Genomic DNA, 26,800 nt, shown 5'->3' with positions numbered 1-26,800 from the left:
GACGATCACCAGCACCGCGGCCTCTCCCCCGACCAGCACGTAGTCGCCGATCGAGACCTCGTCGACCGGCATCCGGCGGGCAGCGTCGTCCACGACCCGCTGGTCGATGCCCTCGTAGTCAGCCCACGACGATGGTGTGGTCGGTGCGGGGAACCAGCTCGCCGACCACGGGGTAGCCGGGAAGCTCGCCCGCCACCAGCAGTCCGCCGGACGTCTGCGCGTCCGCCAGCAGCAGCGCCTCTTCTTCGGAGATCCGCGACCGCTCGACGTGCGGCCGCACCCAGTCGAGGTTCCGGCGAGTGCCGCCGCTGACGTAACCGTCGCGCAGCGCCTCCCGCGCACCCTCGAGATACGGGACGGCCGCCGGGTCCAGCCGGGCGGTGACTCCGCTCGCCCGGGCCAGTTTGTGCAGGTGGCCGAGCAAGCCGAACCCGGTGACGTCGGTCGCGCACACCGCGCCCGCGGCCAGCGCGGCGGCCGACGCGGCGCGGTTGAGCGTGGTCATCGCGGCGATCGCCTCTTCAGAGCGTTCGCCGGTGGCCTTGTGCCGCGAGTTCAGCACGCCGATCCCCAGCGGCTTGGTCAGCGTCAGCGGCGTGCCCGGCTTGCCCGAATCGTTGCGCAGCAAGCGTTCCGGGTCCGCGGTGCCGGTGACCGCGAGACCGTACTTGGGCTCCGGGTCGTCGACGCTGTGCCCGCCGGACAGGTGGCAGCCGGCTTCCGCGCAGACGTCCAGGCCGCCGCGCAGCACCTCCGCGGCCAGTTCGAACGGCAGCACCTCGCGCGGCCAGCCCAGGAGATTGACCGCGACCACCGGGACGCCGCCCATCGCGTACACGTCGGACAGCGCGTTCGCGGCGGCGATCCGGCCCCAGTCGTACGGGTCGTCGACGACCGGGGTGAAGAAGTCAGTCGTCGCGATCAGGGCGATGTTCCCGGCGATCCGCACGGCCGCCGCGTCGTCGCCGTCGTCGAGGCCGACCAGGAGTTCGCCGGGCGGGTCCTGCGGGGCGGCGCCGGACAGGCCGCGGACGATCGATTCCAGCTCGCCGGGCGGGATTTTGCACGCGCAGCCGCCGCCGTGGGCGTACTGGGTCAGCCTCATGCGTTTCATCATGCGGGGGCGCGACGGTCTTGGCAGGATGGCGGAATGCCCCAGGGAGGCGTATCCGGCCTGGTGACCGGCGCGGTCTTCAACACCGTTGAGCGGCAGGTCCTGCCGCTGGCGGGTTCGATTCCCGTCCGCCTCCGCCATGGGTGACCCGCGCCGGGCGATCCCGCGCACCGACGCCGTGCTCGGCGAGCCGAGGATCGCGAAAGCCGCCGGAACGCTCGGCCGCGACCTGGTGAAATCGCTGGTCGCGGCGGCGCAGCAGCGGGCGCGGGCGGGCGAGATCGAGCCCGGCGAGGTCGTCGCGGAGGTGGTGGCCCGGCTGCCCGCGACGGTGTCGTCGCTGCGTCCGGTGCTCAACGCGACCGGCGTCCTCGTGCACACCAATCTCGGGCGTGCGCCGTTGTCCGCCGCCGCGCTGGACGCGATCGTGGCCGCGGGCGGCGCCACGGACGTGGAGTTCTCGCTCGAAACCGGGGAACGCGCGAAACGCGGCCGCGGCACGCTGGCCGCACTGGCGGAGGCGGTGCCGCGCGCGGAAGCGGTGCACGTGGTCAACAACAACGCGGCGGCGTTGCTGCTGTGCGCGCTGACCTTGGCTCCCGGCAAGGAAATCGTGGTCAGCCGCGGCGAACTGGTCGAGATCGGCGACGGGTTCCGCATCCCGGACCTGCTCGCCTCGACCGGTGCCCGGTTGCGCGAAGTCGGCACCACCAACCGGACCTCGGCAGCGGATTACGCGGCGGCGATCGGTCCGGACACCGGATTCGTGCTCAAGATCCATCCCTCGAACTACCGGGTCACCGGCTTCACCTCGGAAGCGAGCCTCGCCGAACTGGCCGGGCTCGGCGTGCCGGTGGTCGCCGACGTGGGGTCCGGGCTGCTCGCGCCGCATCCGCTGCTGCCGGACGAACCGGACGTCACGACCGCGCTGGCCGACGGCGCGAACGTCGTGACGGCGAGCGGAGACAAGCTCCTCGGCGGGCCGCAGGCGGGCTTGCTCTTCGGAGACGCCGAACTGGTGCAACAGCTGCGTCGGCACCCTGCGGCTCGCGCGCTGCGGGTCGACAAACTGACGCTCGCCGCGCTCGAAGCCACGCTTCGCGGGCCGGAACCACCTGTGCGGGCGGCGCTTCTCGCGGAGGGGCTTCACCAGCGTGCCGAAGCTCTAGCCCGATCGTTGCGGGACGCGGGGGTGGCCGCCGAGGCCGTGGATTCGACCGCGGTCGTGGGTGGCGGCGGCGCGCCCGGAGTCGAGCTGCCCAGCGCGGCGGTCGCGCTGCCCGTCCGGTACGCGGAGGCGTTGCGGCTGGGCGAGCCCGCCGTCGTCGGCCGGATCGTGCGGGACCGGTGCCTGCTCGACCTCCGGACGGTTTCCCCGGCAGACGACGCGACCCTGCGGGAGGCGGTCCGCCGATGCGGGTGATCGCCACCGCCGGCCACGTCGACCACGGGAAATCCACGCTGATCCGGCGGCTCACCGGCATGGAACCGGACCGTTGGGCCGAGGAGCGCCGCCGCGGCCTGACCCTCGACCTCGGCTTCGCCTGGACCCGGCTGGGCGGCGAGGAAATCGCGTTCGTCGACGTTCCCGGGCACCAGCGGTTCGTGCCGAACATGCTGGCGGGCGTCGGCCCGGTCCCGGCCGCGTTGTTCGTCGTGGCCGCGGACGAGGGGTGGATGCCGCAATCCGCGGAACACCTGGCGGCGCTGGACGCGTTCGGGGTCCGGCACGGCCTGCTGGCGGTCACCAAATCCGACCGTGCCGACCCCGCGAGAGCGACGGCGGCGGCGTTGGAGGAGATCGGGGCGACCGCGCTCGGCGAGGTGCCCGCAGTCAGCGTCAGCGGGGCGACTGGCGAAGGGCTCGAAGAACTGCGGGCGCAGCTGGCCAAGCTGGCCAGCCGGTTGCCGCCGCCGGACCTGGACGCGGACGTCCGGCTCTGGATCGACCGCGCGTTCACGATCAAAGGCGCTGGCACCGTCGTCACCGGCACCCTGGGCGGCGGCACCCTGCGCGTCGGCGACGAGTTGACGCTCGGCGCGAACCGGGTGCAGATCCGCGGGTTGCAGGCGCTCGGCGAACCGCGCGAAAGCGTGTCCGCGGTGGCTCGGGTCGCGGTGAACGTGCGCGGCGTGCCGAAGGATTCCGTGGGGCGGGGCGACGTCCTGCTGACCCCGGGGGCGTGGCGTCCGGCGACCGAATTCGACGTCCGGTTGCGCGGCGCGCCGTCCGGTGACCTGCACCGGAATCTCGTGCTGCACTTCGGGTCCGCGGCGGTGCCGGCCCGGGTCCGCCCGCTCGGACCGGACACCGCGCGGCTCGTGCTGGCGAGCCCGCTGCCGCTCCGGACGGGCGACCGGGGGCTGCTGCGCGACCCGGGGGAGCACCGGATCCCGGCCGGATTCGACGTGCTGGACGTCCGGCCGCCGTCGCTCGCGCGCCGCGGCGCCGCCCGAGCCCGGGGCGAAGAACTGGCCGCGTGGGAACCCGGCTCGGACTGCCTCCGCCGCGAGGGTTTCGTGCGCCACGAGGACTTCCGCGCGCTCGGGCTGCCGGAGGCCGGCGAACGGATCGGCGGCTGGCACGCCGACCCGGCCCACCTCAGCCGGTTGCGCGCGGAGGTCGCCGAGGTGGTCGCGGACTGGACTCGAGAACATCCGCTGGCGGCGGGAATCCCCGTCGAAGCGCTCCGGCAGCGGCTCGGCCTGCCGGACGCGGAACTCGTCCCGGCAATCCTCACCGGCGGGCTGGTTCGCGAGGACGGGCTCGTCCGCAAGCCCGGCGCGGGCCTGACCGCCAAAGTGGAAGCCGCTCTCGAAGTCCTCGAAGCGCGCTTCGCCGAGCACCCGTTCCGCGCGCCGGAAGCCGACGAACTGCGCGAACTCGGTCTGGGGAAACGGGAATTGGCCGCCGCCGTCCGGGTGGGCCGGGTGCGGGCGATCGCCGACGGAGTGGTGCTGGGCCCGGACGCACCGGAGCGCGCGGCGGAGGTGCTGGCCGCGCTCGGCGAGCCGTTCACCGTGTCGCGGGCGCGGCAGGCGCTGGACAGCACTCGCCGCGTGATGATCCCGCTGCTGGAGCACCTCGACGCGGCCGGGCTCACCGAACCGCTCGGCGACGGGACCCGCCGGACGTGCTGCGCGCGCCCGGAGAACGGATTACCGTGACAGGCATGGGCATGCGGCAGTGGATCGAAGGCTGGCCGGTGTACCGGCAGCTGACCGGTCCCGACCGCACCGCGCGCGCCTCGGCGGCGAAATCCCGCGGTTCGGAAAACTGGCACGCGCGCACCGAGGACGCCGACAAGGTAGTCCGTTCGGTCTGTCCGTATTGCGCGGTCGGCTGCGGGCAGAAGGTGTACGTCAAGGACGGCGCCGTCACGCAGATTGAGGGCGACCCGGATTCGCCGATCTCGCGCGGCAGGCTGTGCCCGAAGGGTTCGGCCAGCAAACAGCTCGTGACCAGCCCGAGCCGCGTCACCGAAGTGCTCTACCGCCGGCCGTACGGCACCGACTGGGAACGGTTGTCGCTCGACCAGGCGATGGACATGATCGCCGACCGGGTGCTCGAAACCCGCGCCGCAACGTGGCAGGACATCGACGACCAGGGCCGCAAGCTCAACCGCACGCTCGGCTTCGCGAGCCTCGGCGGCGCGACCCTGGACAACGAAGAGAACTACCTGATGAAGAAGCTGTACACCGCGCTCGGCGCGATACAGATCGAAAATCAGGCCCGTATTTGACACTCCGCCACGGTTCCCGGTCTGGGGACCTCCTTCGGTCGTGGAGGCGCCACGACGTTCCAGCAAGACCTCGCCAACGCCGACTGCATCGTCGTCCAGGGCTCGAACATGGCCGAATGCCATCCGGTCGGGTTCCAGTGGGTGATGGAGGCGAAGGCCCGCGGCGCGAAGATCATCCACGTCGACCCGCGGTTCACCCGCACTAGCGCGGTCGCGCACGTCCACGCTTCGGTGCGGGCGGGTTCGGACATCGCCTTCCTCGGCGGGCTGATCAACTACGTCCTGCAGAACGAGCTGGACTTCCGCGAGTACGTGGTGGCCTACACGAACGCCGCCGCGATCCTGACCGAGGAGTTCGCCGACACCGAGGACCTCGACGGCCTGTTCTCCGGTTTCGACCCGGAAAACCGCCAGTACGACAACTCGACCTGGGCGTATGAGGACGCCGACGCGAGCCCGGCGGCCGGCGCCCGCGACCCGGACCAGCCGGGCGGCCACCACGGCGGCGAGAAGCACCAGTCCTCCGCGCGCGCCGAGTCGTACGGCAGCGGCGGCGCGGCGATCGAAACGAAGCCGAAGACCGACGAGACGCTGCAGCATCCGCGCTGCGTTTACCAAGTCCTCAAACGGCATTTCTCCCGCTACACGCCCGAGGCGGTCGCCGACATCTGCGGCCTGCCGGTCGAGCAGTTCACCGAAATCGCCGAGGCGATCACCGCGAACTCCGGCCGCGACCGCACCACGGCCTGGGTGTATTCGGTCGGCTGGACGCACCACACGGTCGGCGCGCAGTACATCCGCACCGCCTCGATCCTGCAGACGCTGCTCGGCAACATCGGCCGTCCGGGCGGGGGCATCCTCGCGCTGCGCGGGCACGCCAGCATCCAGGGCTCGACCGACATCCCGACGCTGTTCAACCTGCTGCCCGGCTACATCCCGATGCCGCACGCGCACCAGCACCTGGACCTCGACAGTTTCGTCGAGGCCGACGCGGGCAAGACCGGGTTCTGGGGCAACATGCGCTCGTACACGGTCAGCCTGCTCAAGGCGTACTGGGGAGACAGCGCCCAGCCGCACAACGACTTCCGCTTCGACTACCTGCCGCGGCTGACCGGCGACCACGGGACGTACGCGACGGTCCAGAAGCAGATCGCGGGGGAGTGCAAGGGGTACTTCCTGGTCGGCGAGAACCCGGCGGTCGGCTCGGCCAACGGCAAGTTCCAGCGCCTCGGGCTGGCCAATCTCGACTGGCTGGTGGTCCGCGACCTGCAGCTGATCGAGAGCGCGACGTTCTGGAAGAACGGCCCGGAGATCGAGACCGGCGAACTCAAGCCCGAGGAGATCGGCACCGAGGTCTTCTTCCTGCCCGCCGCCGCGCACACCGAAAAGGACGGCAGCTTCACCAACACCCAGCGGCTGCTGCAATGGCACCACAAAGCGGTCGAACCGCCCGGCGACGCCCGCAGCGACCTGTGGTTCTACTACCACCTCGGCAGGCTGATCCGGGAACGCGCCGGCAGCGGCGAGCGCGACGCCCCGCTGCGCGACCTCGCCTGGAGCTATCCGACCGAGGGCCCGACCGCCGAGCCGAGCGCGGAATCCGTGCTCGCGGAGATCAACGGCCACGGCCCGGACGGTCCGCTTTCGTCCTACACCCAGCTCAAGGACGACGGGTCGACGTCGTGCGGCTGCTGGATCTACTGCGGCGTCCGCGCCGACGGGCACAACCACGCGGCGAACCGGCAGCCCGGCTCCGAACAGGACTGGATCGCGAACGGCTGGGCCTGGGCGTGGCCGGCGAACCGGCGGATCCTGTACAACCGCGCCTCGGCGGATCCGGACGGGAAACCGTGGAGCGAACGCAAGAAGCTGGTCTACTGGGACGCCGCGGAAGCCAAGTGGACCGGCCCGGACGTCCCGGACTTCGAAGCCACCAAGCCACCCGATTACGAGCCGCCGGACGGGGCGAAGGCACAGGACGCGCTGAGCGGCCGCGATCCGTTCATCATGCAGACCGACGGCAAAGCCTGGCTGTACGTCCCCGCCGGGCTGGCCGACGGTCCGCTGCCCACGCACTACGAACCGTTCGAAAGCCCGGTCGGCAACGCGCTGTACAGCCAGCAGTCCTCGCCGGTGCGGCAGACGCTGGACAGCCCGGTGAACCAGTACAACCCGGCGCGCAGCGAGGTCTACCCGTACGTGTTCACCACCTACCGGCTCACCGAGCACCACACGGCGGGCGGGATGAGCCGGACGCTGCCGTACCTGTCCGAACTGCAGCCGGAGTTCTTCTGCGAGGTCTCGCCCGCGCTGGCCGCCGAACGCGGGCTGGTGCACCTCGGCTGGGCCACCATCGTGTCGGCGCGGACGGCGATCGAGGCTCGCGTGCTGGTCACTGATCGCATCAAACCGCTCAAGGTGCGCGGCCGCACCGTCCACCAGGTCGGGCTGCCGTACCACTGGGGCCCGAACGGCCTGTCCCGCGGCGACGCGGCGAACGACCTGCTGTCGATCGTGCTGGACCCGAACGTGCACATCCAGGAGGCCAAGGCGGCCACCTGCGACATCCGTCCCGGACGGCGGCCGCGCGGGCCGGCGCTGCTGGAGTTCGTGGCGGAGTACCGGAGGCGAGCGAATGGCTGAGTACGGCGCCCAGCCCCGGATGGGCTTCTTCACCGACACGTCGGTGTGCATCGGGTGCAAGGCGTGCGAGGTCGCGTGCAAGGAGTGGAACGGCGTCCCGGAGGCCGAAAGCGCGCCGGACCTGCTCGGGCTGTCCTACGACAACACCGGCGACCTCGGCTCGAACACCTGGCGGCACGTGGCGTTCATCGAACAGCCAGCGGTCGACCTGGGGATGCCGACGGTCGGAGCCCCGGGCCAGCAGCCGGAAGAACCGGGCGTGCGCTGGCTGATGTCGAGCGACGTCTGCAAGCACTGCACGCACGCGGCCTGCCTCGACGTCTGCCCGACCGGCGCGCTGTTCCGCACCGAATTCGACACGGTCGTGGTGCAGCAGGACATCTGCAACGGCTGCGGCTACTGCGTTCCGGCGTGCCCGTACGGGGTGATCGAGAAACGGGAGAGCGACGGCCGCGCGTTCAAGTGCACGCTCTGCTACGACCGGCTGGGCGCGGGGATGGAACCCGCGTGCGCCAAGGCTTGCCCGACGGATTCCATCCAGTTCGGCGAGCTGGACGAACTCCGCGAACGCGCCGGCGCGCGGGTGTCGGCGCTGCACGAGGACGGCGTGCCGGAGGCGCGGCTCTACGGGCACGACCCCGACGACGGGGTCGGCGGCGACGGCGCGTTCTTCCTGCTGCTGGACGAACCCGAGGTCTACGGCTTCCCGCCGGACCCGGTCGTGACGACCCGCGACCTGCCGCGGATGTGGAAGCGGGCCGCGACGACCGCCGCCGGGGCGGCCGCGGCGCTGGTCGTCTCGTTCCTGGGACGGCGCCGATGAGCCCGCGCCGCGAACGGGAGATGGTCGAGCCCGCCGAATTCCGGTCTTACTACGGCAGGCCGATCCTCAAAGAGCCCGCCTGGAAGCAGCCGGACGTCCCGCTGTACCTGTTCCTCGGCGGCGCGGCCGGTGCGTCGGCGTCGCTGGCCGCGCTGGCCGACGCCACCGGACGTCCGGAGCTGGCCAAGGTCGGCCGGCTGGCGGCTTCGGGCGGGTCGATCGCCAGCGTCGTGGCGCTGATCCACGACCTCGGCAAGCCGACTCGGTTCCTGAACATGCTGCGCGTGTTCAAGCCGACCTCTCCGCTGTCGGTGGGTTCGTGGATCCTGTCGCCGTTCTCCGGCCTGGCCGCCGGCGCGGCGTTTTCCACGCTGACCGGGCGTTTCCCCCGGCTCGGCCGGTTGGCCGGCGTAGGGGCGGGGGTGCTGGGCCCGGCGATGTGCACGTACACCGCGGTGCTGCTGGCCGACACGGCGACCCCGTCCTGGCACGAAGCGCACGGGACGCTGCCCGTGCTGTTCGCGGGCAGCGCGCTGACCAGCGGGGCGGGGATCGCGCTGATTGCCGTGCCGAAGAAGGAAAACGGGCCGGTGGTGCGGGCCGGGCTGGCCGGGGCCGCGGCGGAGCTGGCCGCGGAGCATCACCTGGAGACCGGTCTGGGGCTGGCTTCGGAGCCGTACCGCACCGGCCGTGCCGGGCGGTTGCTGAAGGCGGCCAAGGTGCTTACCGCGGCGGGAGCGGCGTTGTCGTTGGCCGCGCGTCGCAATCGCGTGGCGGGCGTTGCCTCCGGGGCGGCTTATCTGGCTTCCGGGCTGTGCACGCGCTTCGGCGTGTACGCGGCCGGGGTGGAGTCCACAAAGGACCCGAAGTACGTCGTGGTCCCGCAGCGGGAACGGCTCGCGCAGCGCGAAGCGGTCCGTGAAGGGCCCGTTGAGGGAATCTGATTCCCTCAACGGGCCCTTCACGGACCTCTGGCTATGCGGCTGGTTCGAGCAGGATCTTCTGCACTCCGTCGAGCTTCTTCTGGAACATCTCGTACGCCCGCGGCGCGTCGCGCAGCGGGAGCTTGTGCGTCGCGAAGCCTTCGACGCCCAGGGGATCGCCGTCCGCGGTGAGCACCGGCAGGACGTCGTCGATCCACCGGCGGACGTTGGCCTGTCCGGTGTGCAGCCGGATCTGCTTGTCGAACAGCTCCATCATCGGGATCGGGTCGGCCATCCCGCCGTACACGCCCGACAGCGAGATCGTGCCGCCGCGCCGGACGCTGTCGATGGCCGCGTACAGCACGCTCAGCCGGTCGATCCCGGCCTTCTCCGTCACCTTCGCGCCCAGCGTCTGCGGCAGGAGCGCGACCAGGTTGTGCGCGAGTTTCCCGATCGGCGCGCCGTGCGCTTCCATGCCGACCGCGTCGATCACCGAATCCGCGCCGCGACCGCCGGTCAGGTCGCGGATCGCGTCGCCGATCCGCCGGTGGTCGCGCAGGTCCAGCGTGGTCGCGCCGTGCGCGCGGGCCCGCGCCAGCCGTTCCGGCACGAGGTCGACCCCGATCACCTCGCCCGCGCCCCGGTGCAGCGCGACCCGGGCGGCCATCTGGCCGATCGGGCCGAGCCCGAAGACCACGACGGAACCGCCGTCGGGAACGTCCGCGTAGTCGACGGCCTGCCACGCCGTGGGGACCACGTCGGACAGGTAGACGAACCGTTCGTCCGGCGGGCCGTCGGGCACCTTGATCGGCCCGTACTGCGCCTGCGGGACGCGCAGGTACTCGGCCTGCCCGCCGGGCACCTGGCCGTAGAGCTTCGTGTAGCCGAACAGCGCCGCGCCCTTTTCCTGGTCCTTGACCTGGGTGAGCTCGCACTGCGACTGCAGCCCGCGTTCGCACATCCAGCAATGGCCGCAGGAAATGTTGAACGGCACCACGACGCGGTCGCCGGGCTTCAGCGAACTCACCGCGCTGCCGACCTCCTCGACGATCCCCATCGGCTCGTGGCCGAGGATGTCGCCCTCGGTCATGAACGGGCCGAGGACCTCGTACAGGTGCAGGTCGGAGCCGCAGATGCCGGTGGAGGTCACCCGCACGACGGCGTCGGTCGGTTCCTCGATTTTCGGGTCCGGGACGTCGTCGACTCGCACGTCCCGCTTGCCGTGCCAGGTCACTGCTTTCATGGCGGCCGGATTCCCCTTGCCCGCACGGGCAAACGTCAGAGTCCGCGCAGGTCGGCGACGAACTCGTCGTACGCGGTGTCCCGGTCGGGCGCGCGCAGCACCGCGGAAGGATGCACGGTGGCGACCGCGGAAGCGAACAGATCGGCGAACTCTTCCGGCGGATCCAGCCGTTCGCCGCGATGCCGGGTGAGCCGGAAACTGGTGCCGTACACCGATTGCGCCGCCGTCGCGCCCAGCAGCAGCACGAGCCGCGGCTGAACGGCCCGCAGTTCGGCCACCAGCCATGGGCGGCACGCGACGACCTCCGACCGCGCCGGTTTTTCGTGGATCCGGCGCTTGCCGCGCAGCTTGAACTTGAAGTGCTTGACCGCGTTGGTCACGTAGAGGGAATCCCGGTCCAGCCCCGCGTCGGCGAGCGCTTTGTCCAGCAGCCGTCCGGCCGGGCCGACGAACGGCTCGCCGCGCTGGTCCTCCTGGTCGCCGGGCTGCTCGCCGAGGGCGAAGATGTCCGCGCGCTGGGGGCCCTCGCCGAAAACCGTGGCCGTGGCGTCGCGGTAAAGGCCGCAGCCGCGGCACTCGCGGGCTGCTTCGCGGAGCTTGCCGAGGCTGGTGGTGTCCGGCGGCTCGGCTCCCGGTTCCTGACGCGCGACCATCGGATCTCTTTACCCGCAACGGGCCTCGGGCAAACACGACGAGCGCGCCGCCGCCGGGGGAGCTAACGTCGGGGGCCATGACGGACATCACCAGCCTGATCCTCGACGATCACGAGCGGTTCCGGCGGGCGTTCGCGGCGCTGGACGACCTCGACCGCCCGGACGAGCTGGCGCGGGCCTGGGAACCGCTCGCCGACCTGCTGGACCTGCACGCGGCGGCCGAGGAGGCGGTCTTCTACCCCGAGCTGATCCAGCGCGGCGCGGACGCCGAGGACGAGACGCTCGACGCGGTCGGCGACCACAACGACATCCGCGACGCGGTCGCCGAAACCCGCCGCCACCCGGCGGGCAGCGCGGCCTGGCACGCGGCGGTCCGGCAGGCCCGCACCGCCAACAGCGAGCACATGGCCGAGGAAGAGGACGACGCGCTCGCCGACTTCCGCAAGCACGCCGACCCGGGGCTGCGCGAGGAACTCGGCCGGAAGTTCCTCGCGTTCAAGGCCGAGCACGAGGGCGCCAAGGGCATCGACACCGGGGACGTCGACCCCGAGCGTTACGTCGCCGAGCAGGAGCGGAAAGCCGGGAAGACGCCGCCGGCGGACGGTTCGCTCGGCATCGGCGGCCTGAAGGACTGACGAGAGGGGAACACCGTGAACCACCTGCTGCGCGAGCTCGCGCCGATCCCGGCCGAGGGCTGGAAGCAGATCGACAACGAGGCGCGGGAACGGCTGGCGGCGCACTTGGCGGCGCGCAAGATGGTCGACGTCGAGGGCCCGCACGGCTGGGCGCACTCGGCCACGCCGCTCGGCCGGACCCGGCGGATCGATCCGCCGGACGCCGCCCGCGAGCGCGAGACGCTCGCCCAGCAGCGCCGGGTGCTGCCGCTGGTGGAGGTGCGCGTGCCGTTCACCGTCGAGCGCCGGGAACTCGAGGACGCCGAGCGCGGCGCCGCCGACCTGGAGTTCGATGACCTCGACCAGGCCGCCGCCCAGGTGGGCCTGCTGGAGAACCGGGCGGTGTTCCACGGCTGGCCGGACGCCGGGATCACCGGCATCGTCGAGGCGAGCCCGTACGACCACGGGACGCTGGGCGCCGATCCGGAACGCTATCCGCACGTCGTCGCCAACGCGGTGAACACGTTGCGGTGCAACGGAATCGAGGGGCCGTACGCGCTCGCGATCAACCCGGACGGCTACACCTCCATCGTGGAGAGCACCGAAAACGGCGGCCTTCTCGTGCTCGACCACCTCCGCCGGGCGCTCGGCGGCGGCCGGGTCAAGCGGACGCCCGGTCTGGCCGGGGCGGTCGTGCTGAGCCTGTCCGGCGGGGATTTCGTGCTCGAACTCGGCCAGGACCTCTCGGTCGGCTACCGCCACCACGACGCCGAGACGCTCACGCTGTACCTGGAGGAGAGCTTCAGTTTCCGGGTGACCGAACCGGACGCCGCGCTCGTGCTGGACTGAGCACGATTCCGCCGCCGCCCCGCCGGGCCAGGCGAAGGTACGTGAGGGGAACCCTCACGTACTCAGATTCCCTCACGGTTCCCCTCACGGACATCTGGCCGCCAAGGCCGGGGAGGGGGCAGGAGACGGAGCTCGGGCTGAGCACGATTCCGCCGCCGCCCCGCCGGGTATCCGGCTGCCATGAGCAGTCGCGGAAAGATCCAGGTCACCACCCGAGTGCGGCTCGACGACGCCGGCGACCTCGCCGAGCACTACACCCCCGGCGTCGCCGAGCTGGCCAAACGCGTCGCCGAGGACCCGTCGGTGCTCGCGCGGGAAACGGTGCGCAGCAACTCCGTGGCGATCGTGTCCGACGGTTCCGCGCTGCTCGGGCTCGGCGACCAGGGCCCGGCCGCCGCGCTGCCGGTGATGGAGGGCAAAGCGGCGCTGCTGAAACGGTTCGCCGATGTCGACGCCTGGCCGATCTGCCCGGTCAGCCGCGAACCCGAAGACCTCGTGCGCACGGCAAAAGACCTCGCGACGTCCTTCGGCGCGATCAACCTCGAAGACATCGCCGCGCCCCGGTGCTTCACCGTCGAGCGGCAGCTGCACGACGAGCTGGACATCCCCGTCTTCCACGACGACCAGCACGGGACCGCGATCGCCGTGCTCGCCGCCCTGCACAACGCCCTGAAGCTGACCGACCGCACGCCGGGGGACACCTCGGTGGTGATCTCCGGCGCCGGCGCGGCCGGGTCCGCGATCGCCCGGCTGCTGCTGAAGGCGGATTTCGACGCGGAGCGGATCGTGGTCTGCGACAGCAAGGGCGCCCTGCACAGCGAGCGCGACCTGACCGGCGAGAAGCAGTGGCTCGCGGAGAACACCAACCGCGGCGACGCGGTCCGGGGCAGCCTGCAAGACGCTTTGCAGGACGCGGACGTTTTCGTCGGCGTGAGCGTCGGCGGCCTGCTCAAGGGCGACGACCTCGCGCGGATGGCCGACCGGGCGATCGTGTTCGCGCTGGCCAACCCGGATCCGGAGGTCGATCCGGACGCCGCGCGCGAGCACGCGGAGATCGTCGCGACCGGCCGCAGCGACCTGCCCAACCAGATCAACAACGTCCTCGTGTTCCCGGGGATGTTCCGCGGGCTGCTCGACTCCGGCGCCGCGCGGGTGACCGGCCGGATGCTGCTCGCGGCCTCGCACGCGCTGGCCGCGACGGTCGGCGACGACCTCGACCGGGAGCACATCGTGCCCAGCGTCTTCGACGAGGGCTTGGTGCCCGCGATCGCCGAGGGCATTGCGGGTGCGGCCGAAAACGACTGAAGGAGCTGGGGAATGCGAAGCGCGGAATCCGGACGGAAATACGAGCTGAGCCTGACGGCGCGGGTGCCGCAGCTGGCGGGCAAGGGGATCACCCAGGAACCTCCCGCCGAGCGGACGCTGGAGACCGTTTACTACGACACCAAGGACTTCCGGCTGACCAGAGCCGGGATCACGCTGCGAAGAAGCAGCGACGCGGGGTGGTGCCTGCGGGCGCCTGGGCAAGAGTTGCGGTTTCCGCTCGACGACGCCCCGAAGGTCCCCGCGGAGATCGCGGCACTGGTCCGCGCCTACACCCTGGACCGCAAGCTCCGGCCGGTCGCGCAGCTGCGGACCGACCGGTTCACGCACCGCCTGGCCGATCCGGCCGGCCGGACCGTGGCGACTCTGGCCGACGATCACGTCACGGGGGAATTCCTGGGGGGACAGGCGCTTCGGCTGGACCGGTGGCGGGAACTGGACGTCGAGCTGGCGGCGGATTCCGCGCCGGAGCTGCTCGACCGCCTCGACCGGAGCTTGCGCAAGCGCGGGGCCGAAAACGCGTCGTGGCCGTCGAAACTGCAGCGGTTGCTCGGAGCCGAGACCGAGCCCGCGCGCGGATCGGACCACGTCGTGCGGGAGTATCTGAGCGAGCAATTCGAGCGGTTGCGTCGCGCGGACTTGGGCTTTCGCGTCGGGGCGGACGATTCGGTGCACCAGCTCCGGGTGGCGGCGCGGAAACTGCGGAGCGCGCTTCGGACGTTCAAATCCTTGGCGGGCAAGAAGAAGGCCGACGCGGTCGCGGCGGAGCTGAAGTGGCTGGGCGGGGAACTCGCGGGTGCGCGCGACACCGAAGTGAGCCAAGCTCGCCTTGAAGGTTGTCTCGACGAGGTCCCGTCGGAGCTGGTTTTCGGGCCGCTGCGCCAATACCTGACCCGTGACTTCGCCCGCACTTCCCAAACCGAACTGGCTCGCGCGACGGAAGCGTTGTCCAGCAATCGATACGCGACCTTGCTGCAGTCGATCGCGGCGCTGCTCGACACGGTCCGCCCCGCGGGCAAGAAGGAATTGCGGAAACCCCTGCGCAAGACCGCGCGCAAGCTCTATCGAGCCACTGCGGCGACGGAGGGGCTCAGCGGCGCCGAACTGGAGAAGGCGCTGCACGAGGTTCGGAAGAAGGCCAAGCGGGCTCGCTATGCCGCCGACGCCGTCCGGCCGGTGTTCGGCAAGAAGCTGCGGACTTGGCGCAAGCACGTCAAGGCAGCGCAGCAGACGCTGGGCAAGCATCAGGACACCGTGGTCGACCGCGCGGCGTTGCGGCACTTCGCGATCGATGGCTTCAGTGAGAACCAGAACACGTTTACGTTCGGTCTCCTCTACGGTCGCGACGAAGCCGCGGCGAAGCTGTTGCGGGACAGGTTCGCTCGCGAATGGCGCACGCTGCGGAAGGGTGCTTGCCCGGCCTGGTTGAAGGACTGAACGCCGCGGCCCCTGCCGGTCCATTGTGGACAGCAGAAACGCCGGCGGTGTCGTGGCACCACCGGCGTCCCCGCGGCAACGAAAGTCCTGGCGCGGCACTGGTTCCGCGCTGCGGTCTTTCTACCCCGGCCGGGGAAGGTCCAAACCTCTGCCGGCCTCGTTTCGCCTCGGCCGAATCGGGGCACTCCGGGTGAAATGGGAGGACAACTTACCGCGACGTGGGTGTCGGCGATCGGGAGCGCGGGCTCGTTGCTGGGCTTCGCCTCGTATGTGTGGATCATGCTGCTGAACCGGAAGGACCAGCCGGAAATCCGGCAGGAGCAGCAGGCGCAGTCGGTCTCCGCGTGGCTCGACGAGGGCGCCCGGCACGAGCGTGACGAGGATTACGTCGTCTGCGCGCACAACAGCGGCGACGCACCGGTGTTCGACTGTTCGCTGGAGGTCGAGCGCCCCGGCGAGGGCGAACCGCACTGCGTCCGCCTCGCGATCATCCCGCCCGGCTCGACCGCCGTCCGCGCGCTGCCGTTCGGCGAGGACGAGATGCCGGTGGACGACCTGTACTCGGCGGCCGCCGTCCCCGGCCTGTCCTTCACCGATTCGCGCGGCGGACATTGGAAACGCGACACGTCCGGGGTGCTCAGCCGCACCGACCGCCGTTCGCCGCGCGGGCGCTGGCGGTCGGGAAGCTGAGTTCGGCCGCCGTCGGAACGCATCCGGGCGAAGCTCTCCGCGCGCTCGGCGTCACCGCATTGGGCACCGCGATCACCGCATCGGGCAGCGCGCATCGTCAGCCTGCGGTCCGTCGGCACCGACTCGCCACCTTGCTGCGCCTGCGCGCCCCTGCTGGAGCCCCCATCCGGGTGGCGGGCTGATTGATCTTGCCCGCGAGCGGGTATCACCCGGCCATCACACTCCGGCTTCCCGGCGACCGGGCGGACGCGCGGATCCGCCGCGCGCTCGCCTTGCGGCGCCGAGCACTGTCCACTAAGGATGATTAGCGTCGGCTACGCGATGCGCACCAGGGCACTACCCGAGTCACGTTCCCTTCGGCTGTCAGGAGGACCTGCATGACCGCGGCGACCATGACCCGCACCCGGCGCGACGACTACCGGCACTACGCGGCGCTGTTCGAGGAAATCAGCCACCTGGCCGAGGACACCGACGAGCACTCCCGGCTGCGCCGCCGCCTCATCGAGGAACATTTGCCGCTGGCCGAGCACATCGCCCGCCGGTTCGCCCGGCGCGGCCAGCCGACCGAGGACCTCCTGCAGGTCGCGCGGATCGGCCTGATCAACGCCGTCGACCGGTACGACCCGGCGCGGCAGACCGATTTCGTCGCGTTCGCCGTCCCGACCGTGATGGGCGAGGTCCGCCGGTACTTCCGCGACCACACCTGGTCGGTCCGCGTCCCGCGGCGGCTCAAAGAACTCCATTTGACGGTCGGCCAAGCAGCCACGGAACTGGGCCAGCGCCTGGGCCGCGCGCCCACCGCGCGCGAACTCGCCGACCACCTCGACCTCGATCTCGACGAGGTCGCCGAGGCCCTGCACGCCGGGAACGCCTACCAGGCCTCCTCCATCGACTACCCGGCCCACGACGACAGCGGCTCGGTCGCGCTGGCGGACACGCTCGGCGACGAGGACCCGGAAATCGAGAAGCTCGAGGACCGGGAAACGCTCAAGCCGCTGCTGCGGAGCCTGCCGGAACGCGAGCGCGCGATCCTCGTCATGCGGTTCTTCTCGAACATGACGCAGAGCCAGATCGCCGAACGGGTCGGGCTGTCGCAGATGCAGGTTTCGCGGTTGCTGGCCCGGACGCTGAGCACCCTGCGGGACCAGCTCACCGAGGCGTCCGGCGCCTCTCGCTGACCGTCCGTGAGGGGAACCCTGAGTGATTCAGAGTCCCTCAGGGTTCCCTTCACGAACATCGGCGGGCCAGCCCGCGCGGTACGGGGCCGCTCAGGTGAACCGCGGAACCTCCTTGGCGGGCAAGGAAATCCGCTCGTCGTCCACGTACAGGTCGCTCTGCCGGATCGCCAGCGTGCACGCCACGCTGATCACGGTCGTCGCCGCGAGGTAGACCAGGATGCCGGTCGTCCCGGTCTTCCCGGCGAGATACGCCAGGATCAGCGGGGTGAGCCCCGAGGCGACGACGCCGGAAAGCTGGTACACGACCGAAATCCCGGTGCACCGCCGGGAAATCGGGAACAGTTCGGCGTAGAACGCCGCCTGCGGGCCGTACATCACCGGGTAGCTGACGCCCAGCACCGCGATCAGGGAGACAGTGATCAGCACCGGGTTGCCGCTGTGCAGCGCCGCCAGTGCGGGGATCGCCAGCACCAGCGTGGTCACGGCTCCGGTCGCGAACGTCCGCCTCCGGCCGAGCCGGTCGGACACCTTGCCGAACACCGGGATGAACACCACCATCACCGCGGCCGCGATCATCACGCCGACCAGCAGCGGCTGCCGGTCCAGTTTCAGCGTTCCGCTGCCGTAGGAGATGACGAAGACCGCCCACGCGTTGAACGCCACGCCCTCGGTGAACCGGCTGCCCATGCCGAGCAGCAGGTGCCGCCGGGAGAGCCGGTCGCGGACCAGTTCGACGGCGGGGACGGTCGCGGTGCCCTCCTCGGCCGCCATGGTGCGGAAGGCCGGGGTTTCCATCACCTTGACCCGGATCAGCAGGCCAGCCACGACCAGCACCGCGGACAGCAGGAAGCCGATCCGCCAGCCCCACAACAGGAACGCCTCGTCGCTGGTGACCGCGTTCAGCAGCGCCAGCACGCCGGTGCCCAGCGTGAGCCCGATGGCCAGCCCGATCTGCGGGAAACTGCCGTAGAGGCCGCGTTTCCCGGCCGGGGCGTACTCGGTGGCCATGAGCACCGCCCCGCCCCATTCGCCGCCGACGGCGACGCCCTGGGCCAAGCGGAGGACGACGAGGACGACCGGGGCGGCCGGGCCGATCATCCGGTAATCGGGCAGCAGCCCGATGAGACAGGTCGCCGCGCCCATGATGAGCATGGTCGCGACGAGGATCTTCTTGCGGCCCACCCGGTCGCCGAGGTGGCCGAAGACGAACCCGCCGATCGGGCGGGCGAGGAAGCCGAGCGCGAAGGTCGCGAAGGCCAGCACGGTGCCGACCAGGGGATCGGAGCCGGGGAAATACAGTTTGTTGAAGACGAGTCCCGCGGCCGTGCCGTACAGGAAGAAGTCGTACCACTCGACGGTGGTGCCGAACACGCTGGACGCGACGACCAGGCGGACGTCGGTGCTTTTCTCCGGAGTTGTCGCCATTGATAACTCCCGGTGGTCAGAGCGAACGGCGGAAGATGTCTTCGAGCGCGGCCCGGGTGACCGGACGGGGCACGACGGCCAGCTGGCGGGTCTGCTTGAGCGTGCCGTCGACGAGGGTGTCGATGTCCTCGTCGCCGTACCCGAACGCGTGCAAGCCCTTCGGCATCTGGATGTCGGCCATCAGCTCGGCGAGCACGTGCGGGAGCGCGTCGGCGCCGTCGGTCGCGGTGAACGTCTGCCCGCCGGACAGCAGGTGCGCGGCGTGCAGGTGCCGTTCCGGGGCCGCGGGATAGGTCCAGCGGAACACCTCGGCGGCGGTCGCGGACACGGCCTGGCCGTGCGGGACCATCGGCATCTCCGGGTAGCCCTCGGCGCGGTACTGCTTCACCGCTCCGGCGATCGGGTACGCGTTCGCGTGCGGCAGGTGGGTGCCGGCGTTGCCGAAACCGGTTCCGGCGTAGGTGGACGCGAGGGCCATCTGGGTGCGCGCGGTCAGGTCGCGTCCATTGAGGACGGCGGCGCGCAAATGCTTGCCCACCAACGTCAGCGCCATCTCGCACCACACGTCGCTGATCGGGTTGGAACCGCAGAACGCCGGGCGTTTCATCGGGTCTTCCGGCGCGGGCTTCGCGTCGAACGCGACGCTGGTGTAGCTCTCCAGCGCGTGCGACAGCACGTCCATGCCGCTGGCCGCGGTCACCGCCGGGGGCAGGGTGATCGTGGTGCGCGGGTCGACGACCGCCAGCGACGGGCGCAGCGACGGATGGCTCACCCCGGCCTTGAGGTGCAGGCCGAGCAGGTCGACGACGCAGATCGTGGTCGATTCGGACCCGGTGCCCGCGGTGGTCGGCACGGCGATCAGCGGTTTCAGCGGCAGCCACGGGGCCTTGCCCGCGCCGATCGGCGGGGTCACGAAGTCGAGCAGTTCGCCGGGGTGCGTGGTCAGCAGGTTGACGGCCTTGGCGGTGTCGATCGCCGAACCGCCGCCGATCGCGACGAAGCAGTCCCAGTCCTGCTGGCGGGCGTAGGCGACCGCCTCGTCGATGCTCGCGTCGGTCGGTTCGACGCCGACGCCGTCGAAGATCTCGCTCTTCACGCCTGCCGCGCGGATCGAGTCGAGCGCCCGGTCCGGGATGCCGGTGCCGCGGACTCCGGGGTCGGTGAGGATCAGGCACGACTTGGCCTGCCGGGCGGCCACCTCCGCGCCCAGCTCGTCGAGCGCGCCGGCGCCGAATTTCAACGGGGGCGCGGCCCAGGTGAAGACGCTTTCGTTGCGGGGCAGGTCGGTCAAGGAGACCACTCCTCACGTCGAGGTTGACAACATGTGGAAGCAATATCCACTATGTGGCGAGCCTTCACGGTAGCCCGGCGACCGCGGCGCTGTGAACCCCCGATTTCCCAGGAGACGCCCATGCCGGCCCGAGCCCGTTCGCATTCGGCACTGCAGGAAGCACTCGCGCGGGCGGTGTCCGGCGAGGTCGCCGGCGACCCGGCCACGCTCGCCACCCACTCCACCGACGCGTCGAACTACCGGCACGTCCCGCTGCTCGTGGTCCGGCCGCGCAGCGCGGACGACGTGGTGGCCGCGTTGAAGGTATGCGCGGACCACGGCGCGCCGGTCCTCCCGCGCGGCGCGGCGACGAGCATCGGCGGGCAGGCCGCGAACCGCGCGGTGATCCTGGACTTCACCCGGCATCTCAACCGCGTGCTGGACCTCGACCCCGCGGCCCGGACCGCGCGCGTCGAACCCGGCCTGGTGCTGGACCGGCTGCGCGTACGGGCCGCCGAACACGGGCTCACCTTCGGCCCGGACCCGTCGACGCACAGCCGGTGCACGATCGGCGGCATGATCGGCAACAACGCCTGCGGGTCGCATTCGGTGGCGTGGGGGAAGACCGTCGACAACGTCCGCGCGCTGGAAATCGCGCTCCTCGACGGAACCCGGCTCGAGGTCGGTCCGACTTCTCCGGCGGAGCTGGCGGAATTGTGCGCCCGCGAGGATTCGGTCGGCGAGCTGTACCGCCGCCTGCGGGACCTGCGCGACGAATACCTGGCCGACATCCGGCTCGGCTACCCGGAACTGCCGCGGCGCGTTTCCGGGTACAACCTCGAATACCTGTTGCCGGAGAACGGTTTCGACGTCGCCAAGGCCTTGGTCGGTTCCGAGGGGACCTGCGCGACGATGCTCAGCGCGGTCGTCGACCTGGCTCCGATCCCGGCGACGCGCGCTCTCGCCGTGCTGGGCTTCGAGAACAGCATCGCCGCCGCCGACGCGGTCCCGGCGCTGCTCGACCTTCCGGTGCTGACCATGGAAGGCATCGAAGCCGGTCTGGTCGCCGCGCTCGACGCCCGGAAGCCGGGGGACCGCAGCACGTTGCCGAACGGAACGGCGTGGCTGTACCTGGAAACCGGCGGCGACGACGCGGACGAGGCTTTCGCGGTCGCCCAGCAGGTCGCCGCCCGCGCCCCGCAGGTCGGCGCTTCTTCGCTGGTCGTGCGAGATCCTGTCGAGCAACGGAAACTCTGGCGCATCCGGGAGGAAGGCGCGGGTCTCGCGACGCGGCTGGCCGACGGGTCCGAGGCCTGGTCGGGCTGGGAGGACTCCGCGGTCCCGCCGGACCGGCTCGGCGCGTACCTGCGCGAATTCGATCTGCTGCTGGAGAAGCACGGCCGCAAAGGCGTGGTCTACGGCCACTTCGGCGACGGCTGCCTGCACGTGCGGATCGATTTCCCGATGGCCGCGCCGGAAGCGAAGGAGGCGTATCGGTCGTTCCTGGTCGAGGCGGCGGAACTCGTGGTGTCCCACGGCGGTTCGCTGTCCGGCGAACACGGCGACGGCCAGGCGCGGGCCGAACTCCTGCCGCTGATGTTCCCGCCGCGGCTGATGCAGGCGTTCGCCGATTTCAAAGCCGCCTTCGACCCGTCGAACGGCATGAACCCGGGCCGGGTCGTCGATCCCGCTCCGCTGGACGCCGATCTGCGCACCGTCATCGCCCCGCCGGTCCTGCCGACCCGCGCGCGGCTCGCCCTGCACGCCGACGGCGGCGACCTGGCCGCGGCCTCCCGCCGATGCGTGGGCGTGGGCAAATGCGTTTCCGCGTCCGGCGGGATGATGTGCCCGAGCTACCGCGCGACCGGCAAGGAAGAACATTCGACCCGCGGCCGGGCGCGCCTGCTGTTCGAAATGCTGGCCGGGGACGTCCTCGAGGACGGCTGGCGCTCGCCCGAGGTCCGCGACGCACTCGATCTCTGCCTGGGGTGCAAGGCCTGCAAATCCGACTGCCCGGTCGGCGTCGACATGGCTTCCTACCGGACCGAATTCCTCAGCCGGCACTACGAGCGACGGATTCGCCCGATGTCGCACTACACCATGGGCGCGCTGCCGCGCTGGCTCCGGCTAGGCGCCCCGTTCGCCCGTGCGATCAACGCCGTGGCCTCCGGCCCGCTTCGACCAGCCTTGAACCGCCTGGGCGGGATCGCCGCCGAACGCGCTTTGCCGCAGCTCGCTTCGCCGACTTTCGCGTCGTGGTTCCGCCGCCGGGAACGGGTGCCGTCGTCGTCGAAGGTCGTGCTGTGGCCGGACACCTTCACGAACTTCTTCGACCCGCAAGTCGGCCGGGACGCGGTCGCGGTGCTGGAAGCCCTGGGCCACGAGGTGGTTGTCCCGGAGCGGACTGTCTGTTGTGGACTGACCTGGCACAGCACCGGCCAGCTGGGCGCGGCGCGGCGGGTCCTGCGCCGTTCGCTGGACGCGCTGGACCCGTGGCTGCGGCAGGGAATCCCGGTGCTCGGCCTGGAACCGAGCTGCACCGCGACCCTGCGCGAGGACGGCTCGGAGCTGCTGCCGGACGATCCGCGGACTGCCTTGCTGAAGCGGAGCGTCCGGACCTTCGCGGAGCATGTGGGCGAGAGCGAGCTTCCTGGGTTGACCAAGTCCGCGGCTCCGGTGCTCACTCAGGTGCATTGCCACCAGCACGCCGACCTCGGCTACGACGCCGATGCGCAGCTGCTCGGCCGGTTGTCGGAGCATTCGCAGGTGCTGCGCGAGGGCTGCTGCGGGTTGGCGGGGAATTTCGGTTTCCAGCGGGGGCATTACGACGTTTCCGTCGCGGTCGCGGAACACCAGCTGCTGCCCGCCCTGCGAGCGGCCCCGGAAGGCACGGTGGTGCACGCGGACGGGTTCAGCTGCCGGACGCAGATTCGGCAGCTGTCCGAGCATCGGCCCGCGCACCTGGCTTCGTTGACCGCGCGGGCGCTGGGGGTCAGCAGCGAGTGAGACGTCTGGCTTGGCGTCAGTAGCGAGTGAGCCGGTCCGGTGGCAGGAACGGCGCGATTTCCTTGGCCGCCTCGATGGCGAGCGCGCCCAGCTCGCGAACCCGCTCCTCGGGCAGCCGCACGGTCGGCACCTGGATGACCACCGCCGCCCGGGCAAGCCCACGCTCGTCCAGGACCCCAGCCCCGACACACCGCACCCCGGCGACGTTTTCCTCGTTGTCGATGCTGTATCCGCGATCGCGGGTCTCGGCCAGTTCCAGGGCGAGGGCGTCCCGGGTCGCGAGAGTGTGCGCCGTCAGCGCGGGCAGCTGTTCCGGAAGGCTCGCCAGATAGGACTCCGCGTCGAGAGAATTGGCGAGCATCGCCTTGCCGGAAGCCGTGGCGTACAACGGGAAACGCGCGCCGGGATGCTGTTCGAAGCGCAGCGGCAGCGTCGACTGCGCGCGCAGCAGCACCACCGATTCGTTGCCCTCGCGGATCGTGATGTTGACCGATTCCCCGGTGTCCTCGTTGATCCGCTGGATGACCGGCAGCGCGAGCTGCAGCCCGTGCACGCGCTGGGCGGCCTGGCCGAGCAGGATCGCGCCGGGGCCGAGGTGGTAGCTGTCGGTGCGGGGGTTGTGCGCGACGAGCCCGTCGGCGCTCAGCGCGCGCACGACCCGGTGCGTCGTGCCCGGCGTGAGGTCCAGTTTGCGGGCGATCGCGGACAGCGCGAGCTCCCCGTCCTCGTCCATGAGGAGCCGCAGGATGCCGAGCGCGCGGCGGATGGCCTGCGTTCCGGCTGGCGGCTGTGCTCCGGTCTGGTTCACCTGGGTTCCGTGTTCTCGCGCGGTCGGTTCAGGCCAGGTTAACGCGTGCCGCGCCCGGACCGGGGGAGCGGCCGCCGCTGGGGCGGCCGCGTCCGCTCAGCCGATCTCCAGCACCGCCTTGCCGTGCAGCGTCCGTCCGACCAGCGCCTCCGCCGCCTCGGCGTACCGGTCCCACGGGCCGCGCCAGCTGATGCCCGGATCGAGGCGTCCGGCGGCGGTTTCGGCGGCCAGCCAGGTCAGATCGGCGGAGAAGTCGGCCGCGGGATCGGCCAGCAGGAAGAACGTGCGGATCGACCGGTCGTGCCGCCCCTCGGTGCCGAGGAAGGCGTCCGGCGGCAGCACGACGTCCGCCTCGGCCGAACGGCCCACGGTGACCAGCGTGCCGCCCGCTTCCAACCTCGCGAAGGCGGCCACGAGATGCGGCCCGCCGAGATTGTCCAGCACCCCGGACACCGGCCGGTCGACCTCGTCGGCGGAGGCGCGCACCTCAGCCGCGCCCAGCGCGAGCAGACCTTCCGTTTGCGCGGGATCCCGGCTGATCGCCACCACCTCCGCGCCCGCCCGCGCGGCGAGCTGCACCGCGTAACGGCCGACCCCGCCGGACGCGCCAGTGACCAGCACTCGCCGTCCGAGGACCGGGCCGATCCGGCGCAGTACGTGCAAAGCGCTCAGCGCGGCGACCGGGATAGTGCTGATCGCGCCCAGGTCGGCGCCGTCGGGCACGGTGCCGATCAAGTTCGTCGGCACCGCGCGCAGTTCGGCCCAGCCCGCGGTGCCCACCGAGACCACCGGCGTGCCGACCGCCGGGCCGGAACCGTCGGCCGCGGCTTGGACGACGACGCCCGCCGCGTCCCAGCCGATCACGGTGCCGTCCGGCGCGGACGGGTCGGTCGCGCCTTTGACCTCGCCGAAGTTGAGCGAGGCCGCGGCCACCCGGATCAGCGCCTCGCCGGGCGCGGGGACCGGGTCGGCGACCTCGGCCATGGCCAGATGAGCCGGTGCGGAGTGGTCGACAACGAGTGCGCGCAAGGCAACCCCCTAGAGTGAATGTGCCACAGTGTGGCATTTGCTCTTGTATAGCATATGCGCTCGCGACGCGTGCTGGGTAGACTGCCGAAGATGACCACGTCCGGACCGCCCACGCTGCGCGAGCGCAAGAAGCAGCGCACCCGGCAGGCGCTGGTGGAGACCGCGATCTCGCTCTTCAGCGAACGCGGTTTCGACGCCACGCCGCTCGACGCGCTGCTCGACGAGGTCGAGGTGTCGCGCCGGACGTTCTTCCGCAACTTCCGCTCGAAGGAAGACGTCGCGCTCGCCGCGGTCAAGGAACTCTGGAGCGCCTATCTCGAGGTCCTGGACGAGACCGCGAAATCCGGGCCGCTCGCCGATGTCTTCCGCGACGCGATGCTCGCGACCCTCGACCGCATGGACGAGAACTGGTACGAGCGGTTCCCGGCGACGCTCCGGCTGATCGACCAGTCCCCGGCGCTGAACGGGCACACCCTGTTGCACTGCGCGGAAACCGAGGCGGAGATCGTGCGCCGGCTCGGCGAGTCCAGCCTCGAACTGCGGCTGCTCGTCGAATTCTGCGTGGCGGCCTGGCGGTGCGCGCTGGACGAATGGCTGCCCGACTGCGCGCCGGGCGAACTGCCCGGCCACGTGCGGCGCGCTTTCGCCGCCATGGAACCGAGTTTGCGGCTGCGGGCGTGACCGGGGCCCGTATCATCGGGATTCGTCCGCTCCGCAAACGATAGGCAGGGGAAACGATGTCAGGTCCGCTGGTGCCGGGCGGGATCGGCGAGCACACGAGCTGCCTGCTGGTGAAGCTCGGCCAGGTCGTGTTCCGGCTCGCCGAGGACCGGCTGCACGAGCTGGGCCTGCGGGTGCGGCACTACAGCGTCCTGCAGGCGCTGGCCGACAACGGGCCGATGTCGCAGCTGTCGCTGGGCGCGTACCTGCGGATCGACCCGGCGACCATGGTGAGCAGCCTCGACGACCTGGAGACCCTCGGGTTCGCCGCGCGCACCCGCGACCCCGAAGACCGGCGGCGCTACGTCGTCGACCTCAGCGCCGCGGGACGGACAACGCTGCGGAAGGCGAACGAGCTGCTGGCCGGCCTGGACCAGCACGTGCTCAGCGACCTTCCGCAGCGCTCCCACGATTCGCTGCGCAAACTGCTGGCCAAGATGAACGAGGGCGACACCTTGCCCGGCGAATTCGACCGGATGCGGGATCAGGCCGGGTCGACGAAGATGTCCAGCGCCAGTTCGCCGTCGCCGCGCTGATAGCCGGACAGGTCGGTCACGCCTTCGGCGGCGAGCACCTCGTCGTCGATGAAGAGGTTCCCGGTGCACTCGCGGGACGGCCGGTTGAGGATCGCGTACGCGGCATCGGCGACGATCTGCGGGGTGCGCGCCTGGCTCGCGCCGCCGATGATGTTGCGCACTGCCGCGGTGTCGGTGAGAGTGCGCGGCCACAGCGAATTCGCGGCGATCCCGTCCGCTTTCAGTTCCTCCGCGAGACCGATCGTGCACAGGCTCATGCCGTATTTGGAGAGCGTGTAGCCCAGGTGCGCGCCGACCCAGGCGGGGGAGAGGTTCAACGGCGGCGACAGCGTCAGGAGGTGCGGATTCGCCGCCTTGCGCAGGTGCGGGATCGCCGCTTTGCTGAGCAGGAACGTGCCGCGGGTGTTGATGTCCTGCATGAGGTCGTAGCGCTTCATCGAGAGGTCTTCGGTGCCGGACCGGTCGAGCGCGCTGGCGTTGTTCACCACGACGTCGATGCCGCCGAACTGCTCCGCCGCCGCTTCCGCCGCGGCCAGCACGTCGTCCTCGGACCGCACGTCCCCGACGATCGGCAGCGCCTGGCCGCCGGCGGTTTCGATCTCCTTCGCGGCGGTGTAGACGGTGCCTTCCAGCTTCGGATGCGGTTCGGCGGTTTTCGCCAGCAGGACGACGTTCGCCCCGTCCCGCGCCGCGCGGATCGCGATGGCCAGGCCGATGCCGCGGCTGCCGCCGGACATCAGGACGGTCTTTCCGGCGAGAGTCATGGCCGGGTC

General features: G+C 71.1%; 22 protein-coding genes, 1 tRNA gene and 1 pseudogene. 15 read left to right on the top strand and 9 right to left on the bottom strand.

All coding sequences use genetic code 11. The features are described from left to right. Together SSMG_RS43730 and selD are read right to left on the bottom strand one after the other, a co-directional pair. Nucleotides 1-123: pseudogene (locus SSMG_RS43730) on the bottom strand (tRNA (guanosine(37)-N1)-methyltransferase TrmD); the annotation flags it as partial. Beyond that, nucleotides 119-1,105: a selenide, water dikinase SelD gene (selD, locus tag SSMG_RS23375; RefSeq protein WP_086024902.1), complete on the bottom strand. Its 987-nt coding sequence runs from the start codon at nucleotides 1,103-1,105 to the stop codon at nucleotides 119-121. The pseudogene SSMG_RS43730 and the gene selD, both read right to left, overlap by 5 nt. Nucleotides 1,106-1,159: 54 nt before the next feature. Between selD and SSMG_RS23370 the strand changes: the two genes are divergently transcribed. The 6 genes from SSMG_RS23370 (at nucleotide 1,160) to nrfD (ending at nucleotide 9,267) form a co-directional block, all read left to right on the top strand. Next, nucleotides 1,160-1,254, top strand: a tRNA-Sec gene (locus SSMG_RS23370). Beyond that, complete coding sequence (gene selA, locus SSMG_RS23365) at nucleotides 1,254-2,537, top strand: L-seryl-tRNA(Sec) selenium transferase (RefSeq protein WP_009080036.1); 1,284 nt, start codon at nucleotides 1,254-1,256, stop codon at nucleotides 2,535-2,537. The genes SSMG_RS23370 and selA overlap by 1 nt, the downstream gene beginning before the upstream one ends. Beyond that, nucleotides 2,528-4,282, top strand: coding sequence for a selenocysteine-specific translation elongation factor (gene selB, locus SSMG_RS23360; RefSeq protein WP_009080034.1), 1,755 nt, complete (start codon nucleotides 2,528-2,530; stop codon nucleotides 4,280-4,282). The genes selA and selB overlap by 10 nt, the downstream gene beginning before the upstream one ends. Before the next feature lie 5 nt (nucleotides 4,283-4,287). Further along, nucleotides 4,288-7,500 (top strand): formate dehydrogenase, encoded by a 3,213-nt coding sequence (gene fdh / locus SSMG_RS23350; RefSeq protein ID WP_199841083.1) that lies wholly within the window; start codon nucleotides 4,288-4,290, stop codon nucleotides 7,498-7,500. Further along, entirely contained in the window at nucleotides 7,493-8,323 is an 831-nt protein-coding gene (locus SSMG_RS23345; RefSeq protein ID WP_009080028.1) for a 4Fe-4S dicluster domain-containing protein, read from the top strand. Before fdh ends, SSMG_RS23345 begins: the two co-directional genes overlap by 8 nt. Beyond that, on the top strand, nucleotides 8,320-9,267 hold the full coding sequence (gene nrfD, locus SSMG_RS23340) for an NrfD/PsrC family molybdoenzyme membrane anchor subunit (RefSeq protein ID WP_009080026.1): 948 nt from the start codon (nucleotides 8,320-8,322) through the stop codon (nucleotides 9,265-9,267). Before SSMG_RS23345 ends, nrfD begins: the two co-directional genes overlap by 4 nt. 31 nt (nucleotides 9,268-9,298) lie before the next feature. Here the strand turns inward: nrfD and SSMG_RS23335 are convergent, their stop codons facing one another. Both SSMG_RS23335 and SSMG_RS23330 read right to left on the bottom strand, forming a co-directional pair. Then, complete coding sequence (locus SSMG_RS23335; protein ID WP_009080025.1) at nucleotides 9,299-10,489, bottom strand: zinc-dependent alcohol dehydrogenase; 1,191 nt, start codon at nucleotides 10,487-10,489, stop codon at nucleotides 9,299-9,301. Between the two features lie 35 nt (nucleotides 10,490-10,524). Next, the gene (locus tag SSMG_RS23330; RefSeq protein WP_009080024.1) at nucleotides 10,525-11,142 is read right to left on the bottom strand and encodes a UdgX family uracil-DNA binding protein; all 618 of its coding nucleotides are present in this window, start codon (nucleotides 11,140-11,142) and stop codon (nucleotides 10,525-10,527) included. 77 nt (nucleotides 11,143-11,219) lie between these two features. Between SSMG_RS23330 and SSMG_RS23325 the strand changes: the two genes are divergently transcribed. From SSMG_RS23325 to SSMG_RS23300, 6 genes are all read left to right on the top strand, one after another. After that, entirely contained in the window at nucleotides 11,220-11,777 is a 558-nt protein-coding gene (locus SSMG_RS23325) for a hemerythrin domain-containing protein (RefSeq protein ID WP_009080022.1), read from the top strand. Nucleotides 11,778-11,792: 15 nt separating this feature from the next. Further along, a complete protein-coding gene (locus SSMG_RS23320; protein WP_009080020.1) occupies nucleotides 11,793-12,605 on the top strand; it encodes a family 1 encapsulin nanocompartment shell protein in 813 nt (270 codons plus the stop codon). Between the two features lie 180 nt (nucleotides 12,606-12,785). Further along, nucleotides 12,786-13,910 (top strand): NADP-dependent malic enzyme, encoded by a 1,125-nt coding sequence (locus tag SSMG_RS23315; RefSeq protein WP_009080018.1) that lies wholly within the window; start codon nucleotides 12,786-12,788, stop codon nucleotides 13,908-13,910. A 12-nt stretch (nucleotides 13,911-13,922) separates the two neighbouring features. After that, complete coding sequence (locus SSMG_RS23310; protein ID WP_009080016.1) at nucleotides 13,923-15,365, top strand: CYTH and CHAD domain-containing protein; 1,443 nt, start codon at nucleotides 13,923-13,925, stop codon at nucleotides 15,363-15,365. Between the two features lie 195 nt (nucleotides 15,366-15,560). Next, nucleotides 15,561-16,055 carry a hypothetical protein gene (locus SSMG_RS23305; protein WP_009080014.1) on the top strand — a complete coding sequence of 165 codons (495 nt, stop codon included), beginning with the start codon at nucleotides 15,561-15,563 and terminating at the stop codon, nucleotides 16,053-16,055. A gap of 377 nt (nucleotides 16,056-16,432) precedes the next feature. Then, nucleotides 16,433-17,233 carry a SigB/SigF/SigG family RNA polymerase sigma factor gene (locus tag SSMG_RS23300; protein ID WP_037714598.1) on the top strand — a complete coding sequence of 267 codons (801 nt, stop codon included), beginning with the start codon at nucleotides 16,433-16,435 and terminating at the stop codon, nucleotides 17,231-17,233. 90 nt (nucleotides 17,234-17,323) lie between these two features. Here the strand turns inward: SSMG_RS23300 and SSMG_RS23295 are convergent, their stop codons facing one another. Together SSMG_RS23295 and SSMG_RS23290 are read right to left on the bottom strand one after the other, a co-directional pair. Then, complete coding sequence (locus SSMG_RS23295; protein ID WP_009080008.1) at nucleotides 17,324-18,658, bottom strand: MFS transporter; 1,335 nt, start codon at nucleotides 18,656-18,658, stop codon at nucleotides 17,324-17,326. Between the two features lie 16 nt (nucleotides 18,659-18,674). Next, nucleotides 18,675-19,949, bottom strand: a complete 1,275-nt coding sequence (locus SSMG_RS23290; RefSeq protein ID WP_037714595.1) for a hydroxyacid-oxoacid transhydrogenase — start codon at nucleotides 19,947-19,949, stop codon at nucleotides 18,675-18,677. Nucleotides 19,950-20,069: 120 nt separating this feature from the next. Between SSMG_RS23290 and SSMG_RS23285 the strand changes: the two genes are divergently transcribed. Then, nucleotides 20,070-22,934: an FAD-binding and (Fe-S)-binding domain-containing protein gene (locus SSMG_RS23285; protein WP_009080004.1), complete on the top strand. Its 2,865-nt coding sequence runs from the start codon at nucleotides 20,070-20,072 to the stop codon at nucleotides 22,932-22,934. Nucleotides 22,935-22,950: 16 nt separating this feature from the next. Here SSMG_RS23285 and SSMG_RS23280 read toward each other — a convergent pair whose 3' ends face one another. Further along, on the bottom strand, nucleotides 22,951-23,742 hold the full coding sequence (locus SSMG_RS23280; RefSeq protein ID WP_009080002.1) for an IclR family transcriptional regulator: 792 nt from the start codon (nucleotides 23,740-23,742) through the stop codon (nucleotides 22,951-22,953). 96 nt (nucleotides 23,743-23,838) lie between these two features. Next, entirely contained in the window at nucleotides 23,839-24,771 is a 933-nt protein-coding gene (locus tag SSMG_RS23275) for a zinc-binding dehydrogenase (RefSeq protein ID WP_009080000.1), read from the bottom strand. A 90-nt stretch (nucleotides 24,772-24,861) separates the two neighbouring features. Between SSMG_RS23275 and SSMG_RS23270 the strand changes: the two genes are divergently transcribed. Together SSMG_RS23270 and SSMG_RS23265 are read left to right on the top strand one after the other, a co-directional pair. Then, nucleotides 24,862-25,452 (top strand): TetR family transcriptional regulator, encoded by a 591-nt coding sequence (locus SSMG_RS23270; protein ID WP_037714593.1) that lies wholly within the window; start codon nucleotides 24,862-24,864, stop codon nucleotides 25,450-25,452. A 56-nt stretch (nucleotides 25,453-25,508) separates the two neighbouring features. Beyond that, nucleotides 25,509-26,027 (top strand): MarR family winged helix-turn-helix transcriptional regulator, encoded by a 519-nt coding sequence (locus SSMG_RS23265; protein ID WP_009079997.1) that lies wholly within the window; start codon nucleotides 25,509-25,511, stop codon nucleotides 26,025-26,027. Here SSMG_RS23265 and SSMG_RS23260 read toward each other — a convergent pair. Beyond that, on the bottom strand, nucleotides 25,976-26,791 hold the full coding sequence (locus SSMG_RS23260; RefSeq protein WP_037714590.1) for an NAD(P)-dependent oxidoreductase: 816 nt from the start codon (nucleotides 26,789-26,791) through the stop codon (nucleotides 25,976-25,978). The two genes, SSMG_RS23265 and SSMG_RS23260, sit on opposite strands and share 52 nt — an antisense overlap. Nucleotides 26,792-26,800: the final 9 nt, after the last annotated feature.

The organism is Streptomyces sp. AA4 (genome assembly GCF_000158875.1).
Classification (GTDB): domain Bacteria; phylum Actinomycetota; class Actinomycetes; order Mycobacteriales; family Pseudonocardiaceae; genus Amycolatopsis.
The sequence above is the reverse complement of the archived record's forward strand: the minus strand, read 5'-3'. Positions and strand labels throughout refer to the sequence as shown.